General features: G+C 68.1%; 15 protein-coding genes. 9 read left to right on the top strand and 6 right to left on the bottom strand.

Annotation, left to right across the window (positions count from 1 at the left end; all coding sequences use genetic code 11):
• The first annotated feature begins 330 nt into the window (after window positions 1-330).
• Window positions 331-744, top strand: coding sequence for a DoxX family protein (locus GOAMR_RS00155; protein WP_005180982.1), 414 nt, complete (start codon window positions 331-333; stop codon window positions 742-744).
• 10 nt (window positions 745-754) lie between these two features.
• Here the strand turns inward: GOAMR_RS00155 and GOAMR_RS00150 are convergent, their stop codons facing one another.
• Window positions 755-2,467: an AAA family ATPase gene (locus GOAMR_RS00150; RefSeq protein WP_005180981.1), complete on the bottom strand. Its 1,713-nt coding sequence runs from the start codon at window positions 2,465-2,467 to the stop codon at window positions 755-757.
• Window positions 2,468-2,912: 445 nt separating this feature from the next.
• Window positions 2,913-6,773 carry a Pls/PosA family non-ribosomal peptide synthetase gene (locus GOAMR_RS00145; protein ID WP_005180978.1) on the bottom strand — a complete coding sequence of 1,287 codons (3,861 nt, stop codon included), beginning with the start codon at window positions 6,771-6,773 and terminating at the stop codon, window positions 2,913-2,915.
• Between the two features lie 203 nt (window positions 6,774-6,976).
• Between GOAMR_RS00145 and GOAMR_RS00140 the strand changes: the two genes are divergently transcribed.
• The 5 genes from GOAMR_RS00140 (at window position 6,977) to GOAMR_RS25700 (ending at window position 11,478) form a co-directional block, all read left to right on the top strand.
• Complete coding sequence (locus GOAMR_RS00140) at window positions 6,977-7,966, top strand: alpha/beta hydrolase (RefSeq protein WP_005180976.1); 990 nt, start codon at window positions 6,977-6,979, stop codon at window positions 7,964-7,966.
• Window positions 7,941-8,327 carry a YidH family protein gene (locus GOAMR_RS00135; protein ID WP_005180974.1) on the top strand — a complete coding sequence of 129 codons (387 nt, stop codon included), beginning with the start codon at window positions 7,941-7,943 and terminating at the stop codon, window positions 8,325-8,327. Before GOAMR_RS00140 ends, GOAMR_RS00135 begins: the two co-directional genes overlap by 26 nt.
• Before the next feature lie 43 nt (window positions 8,328-8,370).
• A complete protein-coding gene (locus tag GOAMR_RS00130; RefSeq protein ID WP_005180971.1) occupies window positions 8,371-9,561 on the top strand; it encodes an acyl-CoA dehydrogenase family protein in 1,191 nt (396 codons plus the stop codon).
• Window positions 9,562-9,572: 11 nt separating this feature from the next.
• Window positions 9,573-9,824: a hypothetical protein gene (locus GOAMR_RS00125; protein WP_040513921.1), complete on the top strand. Its 252-nt coding sequence runs from the start codon at window positions 9,573-9,575 to the stop codon at window positions 9,822-9,824.
• Window positions 9,825-10,065: 241 nt separating this feature from the next.
• Entirely contained in the window at window positions 10,066-11,478 is a 1,413-nt protein-coding gene (locus GOAMR_RS25700) for a fatty acid desaturase (RefSeq protein WP_005180965.1), read from the top strand.
• A gap of 108 nt (window positions 11,479-11,586) precedes the next feature.
• Here the strand turns inward: GOAMR_RS25700 and GOAMR_RS00115 are convergent, their stop codons facing one another.
• Window positions 11,587-12,792, bottom strand: a complete 1,206-nt coding sequence (locus GOAMR_RS00115) for a PucR family transcriptional regulator (RefSeq protein WP_005180962.1) — start codon at window positions 12,790-12,792, stop codon at window positions 11,587-11,589.
• Complete coding sequence (locus GOAMR_RS00110) at window positions 12,789-13,451, bottom strand: DNA-3-methyladenine glycosylase I (RefSeq protein ID WP_050942533.1); 663 nt, start codon at window positions 13,449-13,451, stop codon at window positions 12,789-12,791. Before GOAMR_RS00110 ends, GOAMR_RS00115 begins: the two co-directional genes overlap by 4 nt.
• Window positions 13,452-13,688: 237 nt before the next feature.
• Between GOAMR_RS00110 and fgd the strand changes: the two genes are divergently transcribed.
• The 3 genes from fgd (at window position 13,689) to GOAMR_RS00095 (ending at window position 18,437) form a co-directional block, all read left to right on the top strand.
• On the top strand, window positions 13,689-14,714 hold the full coding sequence (gene fgd, locus GOAMR_RS00105) for a glucose-6-phosphate dehydrogenase (coenzyme-F420) (RefSeq protein WP_005180957.1): 1,026 nt from the start codon (window positions 13,689-13,691) through the stop codon (window positions 14,712-14,714).
• A gap of 394 nt (window positions 14,715-15,108) precedes the next feature.
• Complete coding sequence (gene pta / locus GOAMR_RS00100) at window positions 15,109-17,223, top strand: phosphate acetyltransferase (RefSeq protein ID WP_083836785.1); 2,115 nt, start codon at window positions 15,109-15,111, stop codon at window positions 17,221-17,223.
• On the top strand, window positions 17,220-18,437 hold the full coding sequence (locus GOAMR_RS00095) for an acetate kinase (protein WP_005180953.1): 1,218 nt from the start codon (window positions 17,220-17,222) through the stop codon (window positions 18,435-18,437). Before pta ends, GOAMR_RS00095 begins: the two co-directional genes overlap by 4 nt.
• A gap of 43 nt (window positions 18,438-18,480) precedes the next feature.
• On the opposite strand, the gene GOAMR_RS00090 is transcribed toward GOAMR_RS00095, so the two are convergent.
• Both GOAMR_RS00090 and GOAMR_RS00085 read right to left on the bottom strand, forming a co-directional pair.
• Complete coding sequence (locus GOAMR_RS00090; protein ID WP_005180952.1) at window positions 18,481-21,315, bottom strand: serine/threonine-protein kinase; 2,835 nt, start codon at window positions 21,313-21,315, stop codon at window positions 18,481-18,483.
• 6 nt (window positions 21,316-21,321) lie between these two features.
• On the bottom strand, window positions 21,322-22,131 hold an 810-nt coding region (locus tag GOAMR_RS00085), incomplete at its 5' end, for a glutamate ABC transporter substrate-binding protein (protein WP_005180949.1).

Genomic DNA, 22,131 nt, shown 5'->3' with positions numbered 1-22,131 from the left:
TCCCGTCGCTTCGCTCGCCGCGACATTTCCCGTCGCTTCGCTCGCCGTGACATTTCCCGTCGCTGCGCTCGCCGCGACATTTCCCGTCGCTTCGCTCGCCGTGACATCTCCCGTCGCTTCGCTCGCCCCGGCACCACGCGCTCACTCACGTTACCCTCAGCGCGGGATTGTCACCCGGCAGGTGTTTATGCGCCGGGGTGGTCGGGGGGTCGGGGTGTTCGTCGCCGTCGGCATGACAGCAGCACGTGTGCCGGGTGGTGCGCGTGTTGCGGGTGCGTGTCCGGATGTACGCATATTCTCGACACCAGCATTGGTGGAGTGGAGGGGACGATGGTCAAGGGTATCAACGGGTACGCGCATCTCGTCGCACGTCTGATCCTGGGCGTCATTTTCGTGATGCACGGCTGGCAGAAGGTATTCGACGTGGGAGTCGAGCAGGTGGCCCGGGATTTCGACGCCGCGGGGGTGCCGTGGCCCGACCTCGTGGGGCAGTACTCGGCGTGGGTCGAGTTGATCGGTGGCGTCGCGGTGGCCATCGGGCTGGCCCTGCCGGTGGCGTGTGTCCTGCTGATCGTCGACCTGGGCATCGAAATCTACTTCATCCGCTTCGACGCCGGGTTCTGGGACTACGCGGGCGGCTACGAGTTCCAGCTCGCGCTCATCGCCGCACTGGCCGCGGTCTGCTTCGCGCAGGCCGGCACGCTGGCCGTCGACCACTTCGTCTACAGCAAGATCAAGAGCTGACAAGCACCCGTCAGCGCAGCGCGCCGGCAGCCGCCCGGATGTCGTCGGAGGTGATCGTGGTCAGCTCATCGGTGTCGGGGGTGTCGCCGCCGATCTCGGCGAACAGCCGCAGATCGCGCTGCCGGGCCGCGTTCTCGATGAGGTTACGCACGAACCGGGCGTTGCCGAACGACGGATCCTTGAGCCTGCCCTGGGCGTCGAGCACCGCCAGCACGTTCTCCAGCACACCGTAGGCGTTGCGGGTGAGCCTGTCGCCCGACGCCGCGGCCATCGAGTCGGCGATCTTGATCAGGTCGGTCGACGAGTACGACGCGAAGTCGATGGTGGTGGTGAACCGTGAGCGCAGGCCCGGGTTGGAGTCGAGGAAGCGCTGCATCGGCTCGGGGTAGCCGGCCGCGATCACCACGAACCGGTCGCGGTCGTCTTCCATCCGCTTGAGGATGGTGTCGATGGCCTCGGTGCCGTACGGGTCGCCGTCGGTGAAACCCTCGGTGTGCAGGGCGTACGCCTCGTCGATGAACAGCACCCCGCCCATCGCCTCGTCGAGCTTGGCCTTGGTCTGGGCGACCGTATGCCCGTGGTACTGGCCGATCAGGCCCGACCGGTCCACCTCGACGACGTGCCCGCCGTCGAGGATGCCGAGAGCCTTGTAGAGGCGGGCGATGATGCGGGCGATGGTGGTCTTGCCGGTGCCGGGCGGGCCGGTGAACACGAAGTGCTCGGTCATCCGGGGCTGCGGCAGGCCGGCGTCGCGGCGGGCGATCTGGGCGCGGGTCTGCGCCAGGATGATCATCACCTGCCGTTTGATGGACTGCTGACCCACCTGGCTGTGGAGGTCGGCGAGCACCGCTTCGAGGGTGTCGCCGGTGTCGGCGGCGGGTGCGCTGTCGGGCGGTGGGACGTCCTCCTCGACGGGTGCGCCGCTCGTCCGGGGCGCGGGGGCATCCGAGACGGCCGCCGCGGCCCGGGTGACGGTGATCCGGGGGGCGGCCTCGCGGCCTGCCATCGCCTCCTTGAGTCCGGGCAGGTCGGGCCGCAGCGCGTACGCGTGGTGGAAGTCGTTCATCGCCGCGTCCTCGGTGCCCTCGGCACGGGTGATCAGCCCCCGCACCAGCAGCGCTTCGGCGTGGATCTGCGGCAGGAACTCCTGCTCGAGCAGCGACGTCAGGTAGCCCTTGGCCGGTGCCATCGCCCCCGCCTCGGCCAGCAGGATCGCGCTCAGCAGTCGGGACGAGGCGTCGAGGTATTTGTCGCGGCCCATCACCCCGCGCAGCGAGGTGATCGCCTCGTCGCGGTCGCCGGTCACGTAGGCGTGGTATCCGCGCAGGTAGGTGCCCTGCTCGGTGTCCGGGGTGATCCGCGTGATGGCCGTGCGGGCGAGATTGTGTTCCTTGTTGTTCAGGTGTGAGGCGGCCACCGCCGACCACAGGTCGTCGTGGCTGCGCAGCCGGTAGGTGACGTACGGGCCGATCGCGAACCGCGAATCGAGGGTGGTGCGTGAACGCCGGCGCTCCTCACCGAAGCGGTGCTCGTACCGCGCCATCGCCTCCAGCGCCTGGTCGGGCCGGTGCGAGAGCGCGTGCAGCCCGAGCCAGGCGTCGGCCATGCCCTCGTCGATGGCGACAGCATGCTCGAACTGCATCGTCGCCGTCGCGGTGCGCCCCGATCGGTACGCGTGCGCACCGGACAACCATGCCGTTCGTGCCCGGCCCTGATCACGCATGTGCGTACCAACCCCTTCCTGGTCTGTGGCGATTGTGGCCAATGTAAGTCACTGATGCAGGACACGAAACTCCACACGCCGTGCGTTCAGCCTCGTCTCAGGTGAGCCCGATCTGCTACAACCGCGGATCTGGATCACATACATCCGGGCTTCGGGAAGCTATTTGATCTGGATTGGCGCTCGTATCAATTACGGGACGTCAGCGACGCGCGACGACGCTCACAATGTGGGACGGTCGGGGCGGTTCTGATCACCCATCGTTTGCGCGAGGGCCGCCAGCGAACGGCCGGCCGCTCGTAGCGGTTCGGGGTCGCGCCTGCCCGACCTCCTCCCCGACGCTCCGCTGACGACGCAGCCTTCCCGCGCTCCAAATTTCGTCCCGCTTATCGGATAGCGCGACATCCGATAAGCGGGACGACGTTCATGACGCGGGACGAGGCTCCGGCTACCCGTTCCAGGGGGCGATGGGGTTGCCCTGCCAGCGGGTGTGGGCGGGGACGACGTCGCCGCGCATCACCAGCGACGCCGGGCCGACGGTGGCGGACTCGCCGAGCCCGGCAGCGGGCAGGGCGACGCAGTGCGGGCCGAGGGTCGAACCGGCTTCCAGGGTGACGTGGTCCATCGCCATGACGCGGTCGTGGAACAGGTGAGTCTGCACGACGCAGCCGCGCTGCACGGTGGCGCCGTCGCCGAGGGTCACCAGGTCGGCCTCGGGCAGCCAGTAGGTTTCGCACCACACGCCCTTGCCGATCTTCGCCCCCAGCATGCGCAGCCACACGTTCAGGATCGGGGTGCCGGTGGCCGCGTTGGCGAACCACGGTGCGGCGACAGTCTCCACAAACGCGTCCGACAACTCGTTGCGCCACACGAACGAACTCCACAGCGGCTGCTCGGAAACCGGGATCTTCCCGACGACCAGCCATTTCGCGGCGGCGGCGATGCAGCAGGCGGCGGCGCCGGCCACCAGCAGCAGCAGTCCGGAGACCACGCCCGCGACGACGATATTGCTGTGGAAGGCGATGTACTGCAGGCCCAGCAGCATGAAGATGCCGAGCCCGAACGACACCATCACCGGGATGAGGCGCAGCGTCTCGATGATCGACCGCGCCACCTTGAGCTTGGTGGGCGGGTCGAAGGTGCGGGAGGTGTCGGCCGAGGCGGAGGTGCGGCGCAGCCGGACGGGCGGGCTGCCGAGCCAGCTCGACCCCGACTTCGCCTTCTCCGGCGTCGCCGACAGGACGGCGACCAGCGAGTTCTTGGGGACTTTGCGGCCCGGCCCGGTGATACCGGAGTTGCCGAGGAAGGAGCGTTTGCCCACCTTGGCGTCGTCGATGTGCAGCCAGCCGCCGCCGAGTTCGTAGGAGGCGACCATGGTGTCGTCGGCGAGGAACGCACCGTCGTCGATGGTGGTGAACTTGGGCAGCACCAGCGCGGTCGAGATCTCGGTGCCCTTGCCCACCTTCACCCCGAGCGCCCGGAACCAGATCGGCGTGAGCAGGCTCGCGTACAGCGGGAACAGGTAGGTGCGGGCCGAGTCGAGGAGACGTTCGGTCAGCCACACCTGCCAGCCGACGCGGGAACGCACCGGGTGATAACCCTTGGTCATCCCGACCGACAGCAGCCGCACCGAGACCAGTGTGATCAGCGCGAACACCCCGAGCGAGACGACGGCCGCGGCCGGGATCAGGATGAGTGAGCGCACCAGCACGTCGCGCAGCCGGTCGGCGTACAGCGCCCACGTCCCGATCACCGCCAGCCCCGCGCCGAGCGAGACCAGCGGCACCGCCGCCAGGAACAGCGACGACACGATGTACAGCGGCACCCACCAACTGCGCCGGGCGGGCCGGTGGTCGGGCCACGGATGTGACGCCTTGCCCTCCTTCTTGGCCGGTGATCCGGCCCAGTGCTGGCGGGCCTTGACCTTGCCGAACACCGCCGACCCGGCTGCCACCTCGGCGTCGCGGCCGATCACCGTGCCCGGCATCAGCGTCGACCGCGCCCCGATCGACGCGCCCGGCTTGATCACGATCTCGCCGATGTGCACGACGTCGCCGTCGATCCACCAGCCGGCCAGGTCGACCTCCGGTTCGATGGACGCGCCGTCGCCGACGGTGAGCAGGCCGGTGACCGGGGGGATGGTGTGCAGGTCGACGCCGTGCCCGACCTGCGCGCCGAGCGCCCGGGCCAGGTGAATCATCCACGGCGCACCGGACAGGTTGGCCGCACCGCTGGCCTCGAGCAGCCGCTCGGCCACCCACAGCCGGATGTGCACGTTGCCGCCACGTGGATAGCTGCCTGGCCCGACGCCGCGCAGCAGGATCCGCGACCCGACGGCCGCGATGACCATCCGGCCGGGCGGGGTGATGAACACCAGGAAGGCGATGATCACGACCCACCAGTTCGCGGTGACCAGCCAGTCGACGTTCCGGTCGGCGGCCTTCACCACCGCGGCCGCCACGTTGTTGACCACGCCCAGCCAGGTGGCCCATTGCAGACCGGTGAGGGTGGTCAGCGGCACCGACAGCAGTAACTGCACCAGTCCCGACGTTCGTGGTGTGGGACGGACGTACCGTTCTTCGATGACCTGCGGCGCGTGCTTGTCGTCAAGGTGCTGGGCGAGGGAGCCCAGGCGCGGATGGTCGTACAGGTCGGCGACGGTCACCTCGGGATGCCGCGAGCGGATCGCCGTGACCAACTGCGCCGCCGACAGCGAGCCGCCGCCCTCGGTGAAGAAGTCGGCGTTCGCGTCGCCCACGGGCATGCCGAGCACGTCGGTCCACAGACCTGCCAGCCACTGTTCGGTCTCGCTCAGGCCGGCGGCGTCGGCGGCGATCCCGGGCAGCGGCCACGGCAACGCGTTGCGGTCGACCTTGCCGGAGGTGCGGGTGGGCAGTTCGTCGACGAGCGCCAGGCGGGGCACCATCGGTGCGGGCAGTCGTTCGGTCAGTAGCCGATGAGCTTGTGCCACATCGAAATCCGGGTCCGTCGACACCAGATAACCGACGAGCAGCGAGTTTCCGGCGGCCGACTTGCGTACCGCCACCGCGGCCCCGCCGACACCCGGAAGCTGTTGCAGCGCATTGTCGATCTCGCCCAGTTCGATGCGCCGCCCGCCCACCTTCACCTGGTCGTCGGCGCGGCCCTGGAACAGCAGGCCTTCCGATTCGAGCTTCACCAGGTCACCGGACCGGTAGGCGCGGTCCCAGCCGAGCGTCGGCATCGGCGCGTACTTCTCGGCATCCTTGGCCGGATCGAGATACCGCGCCAGTCCCACCCCGCCGATGACCAGTTCGCCGACCTCGCCCTCGGACACCGGCTGCCCGTCGGCGTCGACGACGGCCAGATCCCAGCCGTACAGCGGCAGTCCGATGCGTACCGGGCCCGTGCCGTCGAGCATTGCCCCGCACGCGACGACGGTGGCCTCGGTGGGGCCGTAGGTGTTCCACACCTCGCGGCCGTCGACGGCCAGGCGCTCACCCAGTTCGGGAGGGCAGGCCTCACCGCCGAAGATCAGCAGCCGCACCGCCTCCAGCGCCTCCGGCGGCCACAGCGACGCCAGCGTCGGCACCGTGGAGACGACGTTGATCTGCCGCTGCACCAGCCACGGCCCCAGATCCATGCCGCTGCGCACCAGGGCACGCGGTGCGGGCACCAGGCACGCGCCGCTGCGCCAGGCCAGCCACATCTCCTCGCAGGAGGCGTCGAACGCCACCGACAGCCCGGCCAGCACCCGATCGCCGGGTCCGAGCGGATCACCGGTCAGGAACAGCCGCGCCTCGGCGTCGACGAAGGCCGCCGCCTTGCGGTGTGTGACCGCCACGCCCTTCGGGGTGCCGGTGGAGCCGGAGGTGAAAATGATCCACGCGTCGTCGTCGGTGGTGGGGCGGCCGTCGTCGGTCTCGTCCGGTGTCTCGGTCGTCCGGTTGTCGATGCCGTCGGCGGTGATGATCGCGTCGACCCCGGCCTCGCCGAAGACCAGCGTGGCGCGTTCCTCGGGGTCGTCGGCGTCGACGGGCACGTAGGCGGCGCCCGCGTACACGGTGCCGAGGATCGCGATATAGAGGTCCCGGGACCCCGACGGCATCCGGACGCCGACCCGACCCCCGCGCCGCACCCCGGCGGCCTGCAGGCGGGACGCGGTGCGCCGCACCACGGCCAGCAGCTCGCGGTAGCTCAGCGTGATGTCGCCGTCGTCGATGGCCGGGGCGTCAGGGTGATTCGCGGCGGTGGCGTCCAGGATGTCGCACAGCGTGCGGGGCGGGCTCGCCTGTCCGGACAGCAGGTAGTGATCCGGAATCTGGTTCATGCATCGCCACCGATCGTCACCGGGAAAGAATATCGCCCGGTAGGCCCCGGTGTGGCCCGAGACGACGAGTGTTCACCCACCGATTTCCCGGCCGCTTGGGACACCTGCGCCGCGCCTGCGTGTAGGTTCAGCGACGGGGAGCGCGCCCGGTCATGCCGGCCGCACGATTGCGACGGCCCGGTGCGCCGGACGAGAGGACAACGATGTCGATCACCCGTCACGGACATCCGAGTGTGGGCTCCTACTTCGTGTTCCTGTTCCTGCGCCTCACGTTGCGGCCGCTGCTGTCGCTGTGGCCCTTGACCGAGGCCGGCATGTCGATCCTGCCGAAGCTCGACGCCAAGATCACCGACAAGGCGCCGTCGCCCCGCGGGGTGGTCACCGAATGGGTGACCCTCGGCGGGCGCCGCACCGAACTGACGATGCCCGCCGGGCCGAGCCGCGGCGACTGCGACACCGCGATCCTGTACCTGCACGGTGGCGCGTTCGTCGTCGCCGGCATCGGCACGCACCGGGGCATCACCGGCAGGCTGTCGCGGGCCACCGGACTGCCGGTGTTCGCCCTCGAATACCGGCAGCTTCCCGAGGCGGGGGTGGGGACCTCGGTGGCCGACGCCCTCGACGCCTACCGCGAGCTGCTCACCGAACGCGGCTACCGGCGCATCGTCGTCGCCGGTGATTCGGCGGGCGGCTACCTGTGCGGCAAGGTCATCGAGCTGGCCGAGGGCGCCGGGCTGCCCGCCCCCACGGCGTGGATCGGGTATTCACCGTGGCTGGACCTCGACGCCGACGCCAACCCGGATCGGTCGAGCCGGTCGGATTCGTATCTGTCGATAGGCAAGATGCGTACGCTGGTGCCGCTGCTCGACCGGGGTCCGGTGGCGCTGGCCGGCATCCGCAACCTCGTCGACGTCGACCCGCGGCGGTTCCCGCCGACCATCCTGATCACCGCCGAGAACGAGATGCTCGAACCCGATGCGATCGTCCTCGCCGAACGGCTCATGGCAGCAGCCGTCGAGGTGCAGCTGCACAGCTACGCCTGGCAGGTGCATGCCTTCCCGATGCTCATCGAGGACCTGCCCGAGTCCCGCGAGGCGCTGCGGCTGACCGCGGACTTCGCCACCGCGGCCGTCCGGGCCGCCCGGAACACCGACACGCGCGGCGCCGATGCCCGAGACGAACAGGTCGGCTGACCGGCCCGGCGCCGCGCCCGCGAACCCGCCGGGCAGCGTCGACGCGCGCTTCACCCTCGCCGCCGAACGTACGGTCCTCGCCTGGGTGCGCACCGCGCTCGGTTTCATCGCCGGTGGTGTCGCGATCGTCTACGTCGCGCCCAGCGAGAGCTCCGAATGGCTCGACGCGACCATCGGGGTGCTGATGGTGGTGGTGGGTGCGGCGATTGCCGTGACCGGCGGCTACCGGTGGCGGCGCACCATGACGGTGCTGCGTGACGGGGGTGACATGCCGGGGCCGTCGGCGGTGTTGTTGGTGGTCGCTGCGATAGTTGTTGTGTCTGTTTTCGTTGCGACGGCGATCCTGGTCACTCAGACTTGACGCAGAGTTCAAGCCGTAGCCATGGCCAATTGAGGAGGATCCGATGAGCGCATCCACACGTAGCATCGCCGACCTGTTCGCATTCGACGCACTGATCGACGACGAGGAGCGTGCGATCGCCTCGACCGTCGCCGACTTCGGCGCCAAACGCCTGCGTCCGCACGTATCGCAGTGGTTCGAGGACGGCACCCTGCCCGCCCGCGACCTGGCGCTCGAGCTCGGCGAGCTCGGCGTGTTCGGCATGCACCTGCAGGGGTACGGCTGCGCCGGCACGTCCGCGGTCAGCTACGGCCTGGCCTGCCTCGAACTCGAGGCCGTCGACTCCGGTCTGCGCAGCTTCGTGTCGGTGCAGGGGTCGCTGGCGATGTTCGCGATCCGCGCCTTCGGTTCCGACGAGCAGCGCGAGGAATGGCTGCCGCGGATGGCCAAGGGCGAGGCCATCGGCTGCTTCGGTCTCACCGAACCCGATTTCGGGTCCAACCCGGCCGGTATGCGCACGGCTGCCAAGCGTGACGGCGACGACTGGATCCTCAACGGCGCCAAGATGTGGATCACCAACGCGCCCGTCGCCGACGTCGCCGTCGTGTGGGCCAAGACCGATCTCGCCGAAGGTGCGCGCGGGGTGCGCGGGTTCGTCGTCCCCACCGACACCCCCGGATTCAGCGCCCCGGAAATCAAGCACAAGATGTCGCTGCGGGCGTCGATCACCGGCGAGATCGTGCTCGAGGACGTGCGGCTGCCGGCGTCGGCGATGCTGCCCGGCGTCGAGGGGCTGCGTGGCCCGCTGAGCTGCCTGAACGAGGCCAGGTTCGGGATCGTGTTCGGCGCGATCGGCGCCGCCCGCGACTGCCTGCAGACCGCGATCGACTACGCCGGCACCCGCGAGGTGTTCGACAAGCCGCTGGCCGGCTACCAGATCACCCAGACCAAGGTCGCCGACATGGCGCTGGAGGTGGGCAAGGGCTTCCTGCTCGCCATGCATCTGGGCCGGCAGAAGGACGCGGGCAAGATCGCACCCGAGCAGGTCAGCCTGGGTAAACTCAACAACGTGCGCGAGGCCATCGCCATCGCCCGTGAATGCCGAACCCTGTTGGGCGCCAATGGCATCACCCTGGAGTACCCGGTGATCCGGCACGCCAACAACCTCGAGTCCGTGCTCACCTACGAGGGGACGAGTGAAATGCACCAGCTGATGATCGGCAAGGCGCTGACCGGATGGGACGCGTTCCGGTGACCCTCTCTGAGATGCAGCGCACCGCTGCGGGCGTGTCGATGGCGATGACGGTGGTCGGTTCGATCATCCTCATCGGCTGCGTGGGCTACCTGTCGATCGGCTGGTTCGCCGACGGCCGGTGGGGCTGGGGGATCGTCGGTGTCGCGATGATCCTGGTCAACCTCGCGATGGTGTACCTGCAGTTCCGCAAGCGCAGGCTGGCGCCCGCGCCGCCGGCCCGCACACCCGTCCGTGGCCGGGGTGACGACGACGAGGACGACTGACCCGTCCCTGACACCGCGGAGCATGCTGCCCCGTGTGGTGAGCGCCATAGGCGTTCGCTGCACGGGGCGCAGTCGTCTCCGAGGCCACGTGCGGGTCGCATCTTCACACGAGCGTTGTAATGATTGTGAAAAAACACAGTCTCGGGTCCGAAGTCTGTGCATTTTCCTTCTTGATTGTGATCTATCTCCCTGCCAATCTTATGACATCAGTCGTTGTAAAGATCTCAGGGAGAACACAGCTATGAGTTTGAAGGCCTCGGGAGTCGTCCCGGACGGCACCACCGAACAATGGCGCGACCGCAAGCGCTACCTCTGGTTGATGGGGTTGGTGGTGCCGTCCTTGGCGTTCGTCGCGCTCGGCCTGTACCTGCTCACGGGCTGGGGAGTGTTCCTGTGGACCGGGCCGGTGGTGATCTTCGTGATCGTGCCGCTGGCCGACCTGATCATCGGCATCGACACCTCCAACCCGCCCGACGAGATGATCGAGGAGTTGGAGAACGACAAGTACTACCGGTACGTCACTTTCGCGTTCCTGCCGCTGCAGTACGCCGGGTTCATCCTGGCGATGTACCTGGTCGGCACCACCGACTGGCCGGTCATCGACAAGATCGGCCTGGCGATCTCCATCGGCTGCGTCGGTGGTATCGCTATCAACACGGCCCACGAACTGGGCCACAAGCGGGAGAAGGAAGAGCGTTGGCTCGGCAAGATCGCGCTCGCCCAGACCGCGTACGGCCACTTCTTCATCGAGCACAACCGCGGCCACCACACCCGCGTCTCCACCCCCGAGGATCCGGCATCGTCGCGCATCGGCGAGAGCTTCTACCGCTTCTGGCCGCGCACCGTCTCCGGTTCGCTGCGCAGCGCCTGGGGCAGTGAGAAGAAGCGCTTCGAACGCAAGGAAACCCACCCGTTCCACTGGAGCAACGACGTCCTCAACGCCTGGGCGATGACCATTGTGCTGTTCGGTGTGATCATCGCGATCGCCGGCTTCGACGTCATCCCGTACCTGATCCTGCAGGCCGTCGTCGGTTTCTCGCTGCTCGAAGTGGTCAACTACATGGAGCACTACGGCATGCTGCGGCAGAAGACGCGGACCGGCCGCTACGAGCGGGTCCTGCCGTCGCACTCGTGGAACTCCAACAACATCGGCACCAACATCCTGCTGTACCACCTGCAGCGGCACAGCGACCACCACGCCAACCCCACCCGCCGCTACCAGACGCTGCGCGACTACAAGGAATCTCCGACGCTGCCCACCGGCTACGCGGGCATGATCGTCCTGGCCGTGATCCCGCCGCTGTGGCGCAAGGTGATGGACCCGCGCGTCGTCGCCCACTTCGACGGCGATGTCCGGCTGGCCAACGTGCAGCCCGGCAAGCTCGACAAGCTGGTCGCCAAGTTCCCGCCGCCCGGAACCGACCTCGAGCTGGAGAAGGACGACGTGACCCGGCAGGTGTACGCCACCGAGGTGCTGGCCGCCCGCTGCCCCGGCTGCGAGTACACCTACGAGGTCGCCTCCGGTAACGAGGCCGAGGGCTTCGCGGCCGGCACCGCCTGGAAGGACATCCCCGACGACTGGGTCTGCCCCGACTGCGGTGTGCGCGACAAGGTCGACTTCATACCTCTGCCTTCGGCGGCGGGCCTCGGCTGACCCGGAAGTCCCCGTCTTCCTCCCTCGTTCACGCGGGCTCCTTCGTCGCCCGGCTCACTCGGTCGTCCAGACGGGGACGGGTCAACCGAACCCGCCGCCGGCCCGCCGCTAATCGTTGGGAAACGCCTCCAGATAGTCGATGGCAAGCAGCAGATCGCCCGCTCCGGTTTGGAGCGGGCGATCGAGCATTCGCTCGACCTGCTGAACCCGGTAGCGCACCGTATTCTTGTGCACCCCGAGCCGGGCGGCGACGACGTCGGCGGGATCCGGTGAGGTCAGCACGACACGCACGGTGTCCCGTAGCTGCTGTTGGTCCGGGTCGGCGAGCGGGCCCAGGGTGTGGCGGGCGAAGCGGGCGGCCGAGGCGTGGTCGAGGGCAAGCAGGGTCAGGGCCGTCACCTCGTCGTACCGGGTGACGGCGACCTCCCGGGCCGGGGCCAGCGCCACCCGCTGCGCGGTGCGCGCGTCCTGGTGTGCGGCGATGAACCCGGCCAGTCCCGTGGCCGGTCCGCCGACGGTGAGCCGGACCGCCGACGCGTCGATGCCGAGCGTTTGCGGGCTCAGGTCGGCGCCGCGCAGCGTCGGGGCCGCGATCCAGCCCCACAGTTCACGGCCACCGGGCCGCACCAGGGTCAGCGCGGCGCCCCGCAGGACCGCCGACAGCGCGGTCACCGCGGGTTCGAGCCCTTCGATGGCGTCGGCGGTCAGGGCGTGCGCGATGACCGCGACATGCGGCACCCCGCTGACCCGGTAGCCGCTGAGTTCCGCCGACAGTTCGGCTGCCCCGATCTCCGTGCCCGCCAGGACGTCGGCAACCAGTTCGTGCCGCCGGGTGTCGCCGCGCTGCCGGATCCGGTTGAACTCCTCCTGGTACACCGCCACCGACAACTCAATTGACGCGGTGAACCAGCGAGATGCCTTGGTCCAGAACCAGATCAGCAGCGTGGTGTGGTCCAGGTCGTCGGGGGCGTCGGCCACCACGCCCACCGCGAACTCCCACGAGGCTGCCTGCGCGGCCTGGTAGATCATCAGCAGCACCGGCAGATCAAGATGGTGCGCGGCCAGTTGCACAGCGAGTTTGTGTGCGGCGGGCACCAATTCGGTGATACCCCGGTCGTTGGCGGTCACCTCGCCCAGGAACGCCCGCCAATGCTCCTCGATCGCCTTGCCGATCGTGGCCTGCACGTCATCGGGCAGCGGCCCGGTCCGCTCGGCGATCACATCCGCCGTACGCCGCACGAAAAGCGCAATTGTCTTCGGATCATGTTGCGCTGCCGTGAATTCGGTCAGCCACTCGGTCGATCGGGAAGTCATGGTGAGCTCAACGGTACCGCGCCGGCCGGCGTGGGCCGGGTGAACCGCTCGCGGGCGCGGACCACCGGCTCGTACGTCACGCAGCCGGGCGCGTGATCGTTGACCACACCCATCGACTGCATGAACGCGTACATCGTCGTGGGGCCGACGAACTTCCAGCCGCGCTTCTTGAGTGCCCTGGACAGCGCCCCCGATTCCGGTGTCGTGGTAACGGGTTCGGGTGATGCGGCCGGTACGTCCGGCTCGAACTGCCACACAAAGGCGGCCAGCGAGCCGGCTTCGTCGATGAGTTCGAGAGCGCGGGCGGCGTTGTTGATGGTGGCGTTGATCTTGCCGCGGTGCCGGATGATCCCCGCGTTGCCGAGGAGCCGCTCCACCTCACGCTCGCCGAATCCGGCGACGGTCGGAATGTCGAAACCGGCGAACGCCTCCCGGAAGTTGTCGCGTTTGAGCAAGATGGTGCGCCACGACAACCCGGACTGGAACCCTTCGAGACAGATCTTCTCGAACAGCCGGGTGTCGTCGCCGACGGGGAAACCCCACTCGGTGTCGTGGTAGGCGGTCTCGGGTTCGCGGCTCGCCCACGAACAGCGCAACACGCCGTCGTCGGAAGGCAAGGTGGTCACGGCGGCACTCCCTGGCTCGATGGAAAGACACATGATCGAATGCCCGTTCGACGGTAGGGGGTGTGCCGGATTCGCGCAACGACCTTGCCCACAGGCCGGCGGTCGCGTGGTGTGGCGGCCCGGTGTGACGGCCGGTGTGATCCGGGTGACACCGTGAAAAGTCCGCCGGGTACGTTGGTGAGCGAGTGCTCGCTCGGGAGCTCGTTTCGGGCGAAATCTGACAAGACGGCAGGTACTGCCGAGGTCGGGACCGCAGTGAAGGAGAAGCAGGTGGCGCAACAACTCAAACTCGGATTCAAGGCGTCGGCCGAGCAATTCGACCCGCGTGAACTGGTGGAGATCGCGGTCGCGGCCGAGCAGGCGGGCATGGACTCGGTGGCCGTCAGCGACCACTTCCAGCCGTGGCGGCACAACGGCGGCCACGCCCCGTTCTCGCTGGCCTGGATGGCGGCGGTGGGCGAGCGCACCGAGCGCGTGCAGATCGGCACCTCGGTGATGACCCCCACCTTCCGCTACAACCCGGCCGTCATCGCGCAGGCCTTCGCGACGATGGCCTGCCTGTACCCCGGCCGCATCATGCTCGGAGTGGGCAGCGGTGAGGCGCTCAACGAGTACGCCACCGGTTTCCAGGGGGAGTGGCCAGAGTTCAAGGAACGCTTCGCCCGGCTGCGCGAGTCGATCGCGCTGATGCGTGAGCTGTGGACCGGCGAGGAGGTCAACTTCGACGGCGAGTACTACAAGACGCAGGGCGCCTACATGTACGACATTCCCGACAAGCCCGTCCCCGTCTACATCGCCGCCGGCGGACCGGTGGTGGCGCGCTACGCGGGCCGTGCCGGCGACGGCTTCATCTGCACCTCCGGCAAGGGCGCCGAGCTCTACACCGAGAAGCTCATCCCGGCCGTCAAGGAGGGCGCGGAGAAGGTGGGCCGCGATACCGCCGAGATCGACCGGATGATCGAGATCAAGATCTCCTACGACCCCGATCCCGAACTGGCACTGGAGAACACGCGCTTCTGGGCGCCGCTGTCGCTTACCCCCGAACAGAAGCACAGCGTCAACAGCTCCACCGAGATGGAACGCCTCGCCGACGAACTGCCCATCGAGCAGGTCGCCAAGCGCTGGATCGTCGCCTCCGACCCCGACGAGGCCGTCGAGAAGGTCAAGTTCTACACCGACGCCGGACTCAACCACCTGGTGTTCCACGCACCCGGCCACGACCAGCGCCGCTTCCTCGACAACTTCGCCCGTGACCTCGAACCGCGACTGCGCAACCTCACCCCTTCCGCCGGCTGAGTTCGACACCCGGTGGGAACGGACATCGTCGTCTCACCGGGTTTCGAGGCTCCTCGCCTGGCGGCTCGTCACACCTCAACCGGCGAAGGCCCGTCGCCGGTTGAGGTGTGAGGTCGCCCTGCGACCGAGCCTCGAAACCTCGTGGTCGCATCTCAACCGGGGAAGGCCCGTTGCCGGTTGAGGTGTGAGGTCGCCCAGCGACCGAGCCTCGAAACCTCGCACGATGACAATGTCGGCTCACCGGGTTTCGAGGCTTCTCGCCTGGCGGCTCGTCGCACCTCAACCGGCAGTGGGTAACCCGTGGCGGTGGGGAACCGGAGGTGGTGGGGAACCGGTGGGGCTGCCTTGCCGACTCGGATCACGCGATGTGGCCCGGGGCGTTAGGGTTTACCCCATGGGACAGTCGGCGACGCCTGAATCAGCGCCTTCCTGCAAAAGCATCTACGTGGCATCCGCCGAAGGCGACACCGGAAAATCGGCGATCGCGCTCGGCCTGCTCGCACTGCTGATCGCCACCAGCGGCCGGGTCGGGGTGTTCCGGCCCATCTTCCGCGCCGAGGCCAACGGCGATCGCGACCGTATCCTCGAACTGCTGATGGAGTACGCGTCGGCCGACCTCGACTACGACGACTGCCTCGGCGTGACCTACGACGACGTGCACGTCGACCCTGACGCCGCCGTCGCCGAGATCGTGGCCCGGTTCCACGCCGTCGAGGAACGCTGCGACGCGGTGCTGATCCTCGGCTCGGACTACACCGACATCGGCAACCCGTCGGAGCTGTCGTTCAACGCGCGGGTCGCGGCCAACTTATCGGCGCCGGTGGTGCTGGCGTTGCGGGCCGTCGACCAGACCCCGCAGACCCTGCGCGCCCACGCCGACCTGCTGATCGGCGAGATCGCGGCCGCGCACGCCACCACCGCGGTGCTGATCGCCAACCGGTGCGATCCGGCGCAACTCAAGCAGATCACCGCCGCGCTGGCCGGGACCGGGGTGCAGTCGTGGGCGCTGCCCGAGGACCCGATCCTGGTGGCGCCCACCATGGGTGAGCTGAAGGAGGCGCTCGGCGCCGAACTGTACAGCGGCGACCCGGAACTGCTCGACCGGGAGGCGCTGCGGGTGATGGTCGGCGGCATGACCGTCGAGCACATCCTCGAACGCATCACTGACGGCACCGTCGTCATCACCCCGGCCGACCGTTCCGACGTACTGCTGTCACTGGTCAATGCCAATGTGGCGCAGGGATTCCCGAGACTCACCGGAATCATCCTCAACGGTGGCCTGCGGCCGCATCTGATGATCGACAGCCTCGTCAAGGGGCTGCGCGCCACGCTGCCGATCATCGCCTGCGAGCAGGGCACCTACGAAACGGCGCGCACCGCCGCCCACACCCGCGGTCAGGTGAGCAGGTTCTCCGCCCGCAAGATCGAGGCGGCCATCGCGATGATGGAAAAGCACGTCGACGTCGCCGAACTGATGAAACCGCTCGACGTGCCGCTCGCGCAGGTGGTCACGCCGCAGATGTTCGAGTACGAGCTGCTCGCCCGGGCGCGGGCGGACCTGCGCCACATCGTCCTGCCCGAGGGCAACGACGACCGCATCCTGCGCGCCGCGGGAATCCTGGTGCGCCGCAAGGTGGCCCGACTGACGATCCTCGGCGACCCGGTGGTGGTGCGGGGCCGCGCCGACGAGCTCGGCATCGACTTCGACGGTGTCGACGTCATCAATCCGCTCGACTCGGAGCTGGTCGACGAGTTCACCGAGGTCTACTACCAGCTCCGCAAGCACAAGGGGATCGGCGAGGAAGCCGCCCGTGACATCGTGCGCGACGTCTCGTATTTCGGCACAATGATGGTGCATACCGGTAAGGCCGACGGCATGGTGTCCGGGGCCGCGCACACCACGGCGCACACCATCCGGCCGTCGTTCGAGATCATCAAGACCAAGCCCGGTGTGTCGACGGTGTCGAGCGTGTTCTTCATGTGCCTGGCCGATCAGGTGCTGGCCTTCGGCGACTGCGCGGTGGTACCCGATCCCACCGACGAGCAGCTCGCCGACATCGCCATCTCGTCGTCGGAGACGGCGGCGGCGTTCGGGATCGAACCACGCGTGGCGATGCTGTCGTACTCGACGGGACAGTCCGGCTCGGGCGCCGACGTCGACAAGGTGCGGGTGGCCACCGGGCTGGTGCGTGAGCGTCGCCCGGATCTGTTGGTGGAAGGGCCGATTCAGTACGACGCTGCTGTCGAGCCGTCGGTCGCGGCCACCAAGATGCCCGACTCGCCGGTCGCCGGTAAGGCGACGGTGCTGATCTTCCCCGACCTCAACACCGGCAACAACACCTACAAGGCGGTGCAGCGCAGCGCGGGCGCGGTGGCCATCGGGCCGGTGCTGCAGGGCCTCAACAAGCCCATCAACGACCTGTCCCGCGGTGCGCTCGTGTCCGACATCGTGAACACGGTGGCGATCACCGCCATTCAGGCCCAGTCTGCCGGGAAGGGAGCGACATGAGTGTCGGTCACACGGGAATCAGGGGTGCGGTGCTGGTTCTCAACGCGGGTTCGTCGTCGCTGAAATACCAACTGGTACACCCCGATACCGAGGTGGTCAGTGCCGAGGGACTGTGCGAGCGGATCGGTGACCTGGGGTCGTCGATCACCCACGAGCAGAACGGCACAGAGGTCACCGAACAGATCGAGCTGCCCGACCACAAGACCGCCTTCGAACGGGTCGTCGCGCTGTTCGCCGAGGGCGGGATCGACCTGGCCACAGCGGGTTTGCGGGCGGTGGGGCACCGGGTGGTGCACGGTGGGCGCACCTTCTTCATGCCCACGCTGGTCACCGAGCACGTGATGAGCGAGATCGACCGCATCTCCACCCTCGCACCTCTGCACAATCCGGCCAACCTGATCGGGATGCGCGCCGCGGGCGAACTGCTGCCCGACGTTCCCGCCGTGGTCGTGTTCGACACGGCATTCTTCCACGGCCTGCCCGACGCGGCGTCGACCTACGCCATCGACCGCGGTGTGGCCACCCTGCATGCCATCCGGCGCTACGGTTTTCACGGCACCAGCCACGAGTACGTCTCGGCCAAGGCGGCGGAGTTCCTCGGCAGGCCGCCGACCGAGCTGAATCAGATCGTGCTGCACCTCGGTAACGGCGCGTCGGCGTCGGCGATCCGCGGTGGGCAGCCGATCGACACCTCGATGGGTATGACTCCGCTGCAAGGCCTGGTGATGGGTACCCGCAGCGGCGACATCGACCCCGCCGTCGTCATCCATCTGCACCGGGTGGCCAAACTGTCGGCGGAGCAGATCGACACCCTCCTCAACAAGCAGTCGGGTCTCAAAGGTCTCTGTGGCGAAAGCGATTTCCGGTCCGTCACCCAGTTGATCGAGCAGGGCGACGCATCGGCGAAGCTTGCCTACGACGTGTACGTGCACCGCCTGCGCCAGTACATCGGCGCCTACATGCTCGACCTCGGCCGCCTCGATGCGATCGTGTTCACCGCCGGTGTCGGGGAGAACGCCGCCGGTCTGCGCGCCGACGCCCTCGCCGGCCTGGAGAACTTCGGCATTGTCATCGACCCCGACCGGAATGCGGTGCGTTCCAAGGACCCCCGACGCATCTCGGCGGACGGTGGCACGGTGGACGTGCTGGTCGTTCCTACCAACGAGGAACTCGCCATCGCCCGGCAGTCCGCCGCGGTCGTCGCCGAGGCCTGATCCGGCGTCGTCTCACCGGGTTTCGGGTCCTGGCCCAGCGAACTCAGAAGAGGGTTTCGGGGCGGACGTAGTTGGCGAGGTCGACGAGCATGAACCGGTGGTCGCGGTTGGAGCGGGTCTGCCGGGCCAGTGACCGCAGGGAACTCTCGGTGCCGCGCCGCAGACCGAGCTCGGTGAACGGATAGCCGAGGATCTTCACCTTCGAGTCGGTGGGCGGATCATCTTGTACCGCAATCCAGCCCAGCGCGGTGCCGAGGACGATGAGGGTCAGGCGGGCCTTACGTGGCTCGCTGTCGGGGATCTGCTCGAGCCGGGCCGCGGCCGCGGTGATTTCCTCGCGGGTGATGTCCTCGGACTTGCGCCCATGGACCAGGATGAGCACGGCGGTGGCCCGGGCGGTGTTGTAATGCCTACTGGTGGAGGGTACTTCGTCGAGAGGTTCGAGCGCTTCGGCGATCCGGCCGGCGGCCGTGTTCAGCCGGGCCAGCCCGAACGCCGCGGTGATGATGGTGTGGTTGGTCCACCACAGGTCGTGATAGTGGTGGGCGGCGATGGTGGTCCACTCGGTGATCCGCCGGGGACTGGCCAGGCGTTCGTCGGCCAGCCAGCGGCCGATGAGCTCGGCGGTGCCGGCAACGGCGATCTTCGGGGCGATCTCGCCCGGCATCGCCTGCAGTACATCGTCGAAACGTTCGTACGCGATCTCCGGCTCACCGTTGCGCAACGCGCACACACCCATATACCAACGTACCCGCCACGAATCACCGTGGTGCACAGTGATCTTGCGCAGCAGCTCCATCGCGGTGTCCACCTGGTCGAGTTCCAGGTGCGCGCGCGCCTCCACCAGATCGATCTCCAGCGACGGATGCGGATCGGTGGACGGGGTACCGAAGATCGACGAGAACCCATCGGCGCGTGCCACTTTGATCGAGTCGAGGGTCTGCCGGGGCGAGGACAGGGCGGCGGAGGTGAGCATGCCCGCCGCCGGGTCGGCGGGACTGACCAGCGGCACAGGCAGCGCGTGCGCGATGTCCAGCGGGTCGTAGAATGCCGCCTTGTCCGGGTCGAAGAAGCCGTCGACCGGTCCGAGCAGCAGTTCGGTGCCGAAGGTGGTGCGCGGCGGGCTGAACACCGTCGACAACGATGGCCGCGGCACACCGGTGTGCACGGCCACCACCTCGCGCAGCACGTTGAGCACCTGTGTGGTCATCTCCTCCGCGGAGACAAACCTGTCGGCCGGATCGGGTGCCGTGGCGCGTTGCAGCAGAAGATGATACGACGGATTGTCGGTGAGGACAGCTGAGTCTTCCGGGCTGGGCAGGCCGTCGAGGTAACGGCCGTTCTTGCGCGGCATCGGCAGCGTGAGCACCGCGAGGGTGCGGCCGATGCTGTAGATGTCGGTGGCCACCTGCGGTCCGGTGCGCACGATCTCCGGCGCCTGGAATCCCGGTGTGCCGTACAGGTGTCCGTAGCCGTTGATCGCCGACACCGCGCCGAGGTCGATCAGCTTCACATCGTCGCTGGCGACCATGATGTTCTCGGGTTTGACATCGTTGTACACCAGGCCCACCGAATGCAGATAACCCACGGCGGGAAGCACTTCCAGCACGTACGCCATCGCTTGCTCGATGGACAGAAGCCCCCGATCGCTGTCGGCGGCCGACTTCTGCGCCGCCATCAGCTGTTTCAGCGTCTGACCGCCGATGTACTCCATCACGATGTAGCCGATGTGCTGGCCGAATTGGTCGGGGTGCTCGACGAAGTTGTAGATCTTGACGATGCCGGGATGATTCACCGACGCGAGGAACTGCCGTTCGGCGAGCGCCACCTGCTGCGCCTCCGAATCCGACGAATTGAGCAGGCCTTTGAGGACGACGGGCCGGTCGGACACGTTGCGGTCGGTGGCCAGGTACAGCCAGCCCATGCCGCCGTGGGCGATGGCGCCGGCGATCTCGTACTGGTCGGCCACCAGCGTCCCGGGGTCGAGACCGGGCACGAACGAGTAGTGTGCCCCGCATTTCGGGCAGTCGCCGGTCAGTGGTCCGGCGTGTTTGCCCTGGGTGCGCCCGACCGGCCGGCCGCACCGCCAGCAGCGGCGTTTGCCCTCGGGAATGACCGCGCCGGTGAGAACGGCGTCGGCGGGGTCGATGTCGTGGATCTTGGGCAGGTCCACCAGTCCGCTGCCCAGCCGCCGGTCGTGGACGCCGAGGTGATTCTGCGGGATCAGGCGCAGCGTGGAGCCGGTGGTGATGGCCTCTGACGACACGGGTCCGGTGCTGCCGGTGGAATATCCGGTGACCGGTTCGGGAGGCGGTGGGCGCCGGGGCACCTTGTCGGTGTCACCGGCGAACGGGTTGTACACCGACCCCTGTGTGCCGGTGCCGGTGTCGCCGGCGAACGGGTCGAAGACCGCGGCCTGGGTGCCGTCTCCCTCGTCGTCGTCGGCGAACGGGTCGAACGGGGCGGCCTGGGTCCCGTCGTCTTCGTCCTCGTCGTCGGCGAAGGGGTCGAACGCCGCGGCCTGGGTGTGGTCGTCGTCCTCCCCGTCATCCCGCTCCCCGTCGTCTTTGTCCCCGTCCTCTTCGTCGTCGTCCTCGTCGTCCTCGTCGTCGGCGAATGGGTCGAACGCCGCCGCCTGCGTGCTGTCTCCGTCGTCCTCGTCGGTGTCGGCATCGGTCCCGAGCCCGAGCTCGTCCCGGGAGACCGATTGGGTACCATCGTCGACGTCGGCGGACCGCACCCTGTCGGTGGTCGCCGAAGTGGGGTCGCTGCTGTTGGATTCGCTGCTGTTCGGTTCGGTGCTGTTGGGTTCTGTCGTGTGGTCCCCGTCGGGCGGGGAGGTGCCGCCGGGGTGCGCTGGGGTGGGTGAACCGGTCATGGTCGCTCAGTCCTCGTACCGGGGGACGGGCGGGTAGCCGGGGCCGAGAATCGACAGCCAGCGGTTGTACATCTGTTGCCATTGCCCCGAGTCGCGCAGGTTCTCGAGTACACCGTTGACGAACCGGACCAGATCATCGTGTCCTTTCGCGATGCCCACCGCATAGTTCTCCTCACCGAGGCTCGGCCCGATGACGCTGACCCACGGATCCTGTTCCGCCAGCCCGGCGAGGATCGCGTCGTCGGTACTGACCGCGTCGACCTGCCCCTGCTGCAACATCACCAGACAATCGGCCCAGGTGCTGGTGGTGGTGATCTTCGCGGTGGGCACGATCGACTGGAGCCTGCCGATCGACGTCACTCCGCGCGCCGCGCAGACCCGTTTGCCCGCGAGGTCGTCGGTATCGCTGATCCCCGCGTTGCGCTGCGCCAGAATGCGTTGGTTGGCAACGTAATACGGCGCGGAGAAGGCGACATCCTGGCGGCGGTCGCAGGTGATGGACATGGTCTTGACGACGACGTCGACATATCCGGCCTGCAGGGCCGCGATCCGCTCACCGGAGGTGAGGACCCGGAATTCGATCTGGTCGGGATCGTTGAAGATCGCGCGGGCGATGGCTTGGGCGACGTCGACGTCGAATCCCTTGATGTCGCCGGTGATGGTGTCGCGGAAGCTGAACAGGTTGCTGCCGATGTCGAGGCCCACGATGAGCCGGCCCCGCGCGAAGATATCGGCCATCGTGCTGCGGGCAGGCATCTTCCGGGGAGTGGGCATCGTGCCGGGCCGCAGGCTCACCAGCGCGTCACAGTCGGTGGA

This window comes from Gordonia amarae NBRC 15530, assembly GCF_000241345.1.
Taxonomy (GTDB): domain Bacteria; phylum Actinomycetota; class Actinomycetes; order Mycobacteriales; family Mycobacteriaceae; genus Gordonia; species Gordonia amarae.
Note: the sequence above shows the minus strand (reverse complement) of the source record. Positions and strands in the feature narration are given on the sequence as shown.

Bases quoted from the DNA above. Each gene is read 5' to 3' on its own strand.
- pta (WP_083836785.1), top strand. From the start codon at position 15,109: ATGGGACAGTCGGCGACGCCTGAATCAGCGCCTTCCTGCAAAAGCATC.
- GOAMR_RS00090 (WP_005180952.1), bottom strand. From the start codon at position 21,315: ATGACCGGTTCACCCACCCCAGCGCACCCCGGCGGCACCTCCCCGCCC.
- GOAMR_RS00095 (WP_005180953.1), top strand. From the start codon at position 17,220: ATGAGTGTCGGTCACACGGGAATCAGGGGTGCGGTGCTGGTTCTCAAC.
- GOAMR_RS25700 (WP_005180965.1), top strand. From the start codon at position 10,066: ATGAGTTTGAAGGCCTCGGGAGTCGTCCCGGACGGCACCACCGAACAA.
- GOAMR_RS00150 (WP_005180981.1), bottom strand. From the start codon at position 2,467: ATGCGTGATCAGGGCCGGGCACGAACGGCATGGTTGTCCGGTGCGCAC.
- GOAMR_RS00110 (WP_050942533.1), bottom strand. From the start codon at position 13,451: ATGTGTCTTTCCATCGAGCCAGGGAGTGCCGCCGTGACCACCTTGCCT.
- GOAMR_RS00155 (WP_005180982.1), top strand. From the start codon at position 331: ATGGTCAAGGGTATCAACGGGTACGCGCATCTCGTCGCACGTCTGATC.
- GOAMR_RS00135 (WP_005180974.1), top strand. From the start codon at position 7,941: ATGCCCGAGACGAACAGGTCGGCTGACCGGCCCGGCGCCGCGCCCGCG.
- GOAMR_RS00125 (WP_040513921.1), top strand. From the start codon at position 9,573: ATGCAGCGCACCGCTGCGGGCGTGTCGATGGCGATGACGGTGGTCGGT.
- GOAMR_RS00115 (WP_005180962.1), bottom strand. From the start codon at position 12,792: ATGACTTCCCGATCGACCGAGTGGCTGACCGAATTCACGGCAGCGCAA.
- GOAMR_RS00145 (WP_005180978.1), bottom strand. From the start codon at position 6,773: ATGAACCAGATTCCGGATCACTACCTGCTGTCCGGACAGGCGAGCCCG.
- GOAMR_RS00140 (WP_005180976.1), top strand. From the start codon at position 6,977: ATGTCGATCACCCGTCACGGACATCCGAGTGTGGGCTCCTACTTCGTG.
- GOAMR_RS00130 (WP_005180971.1), top strand. From the start codon at position 8,371: ATGAGCGCATCCACACGTAGCATCGCCGACCTGTTCGCATTCGACGCA.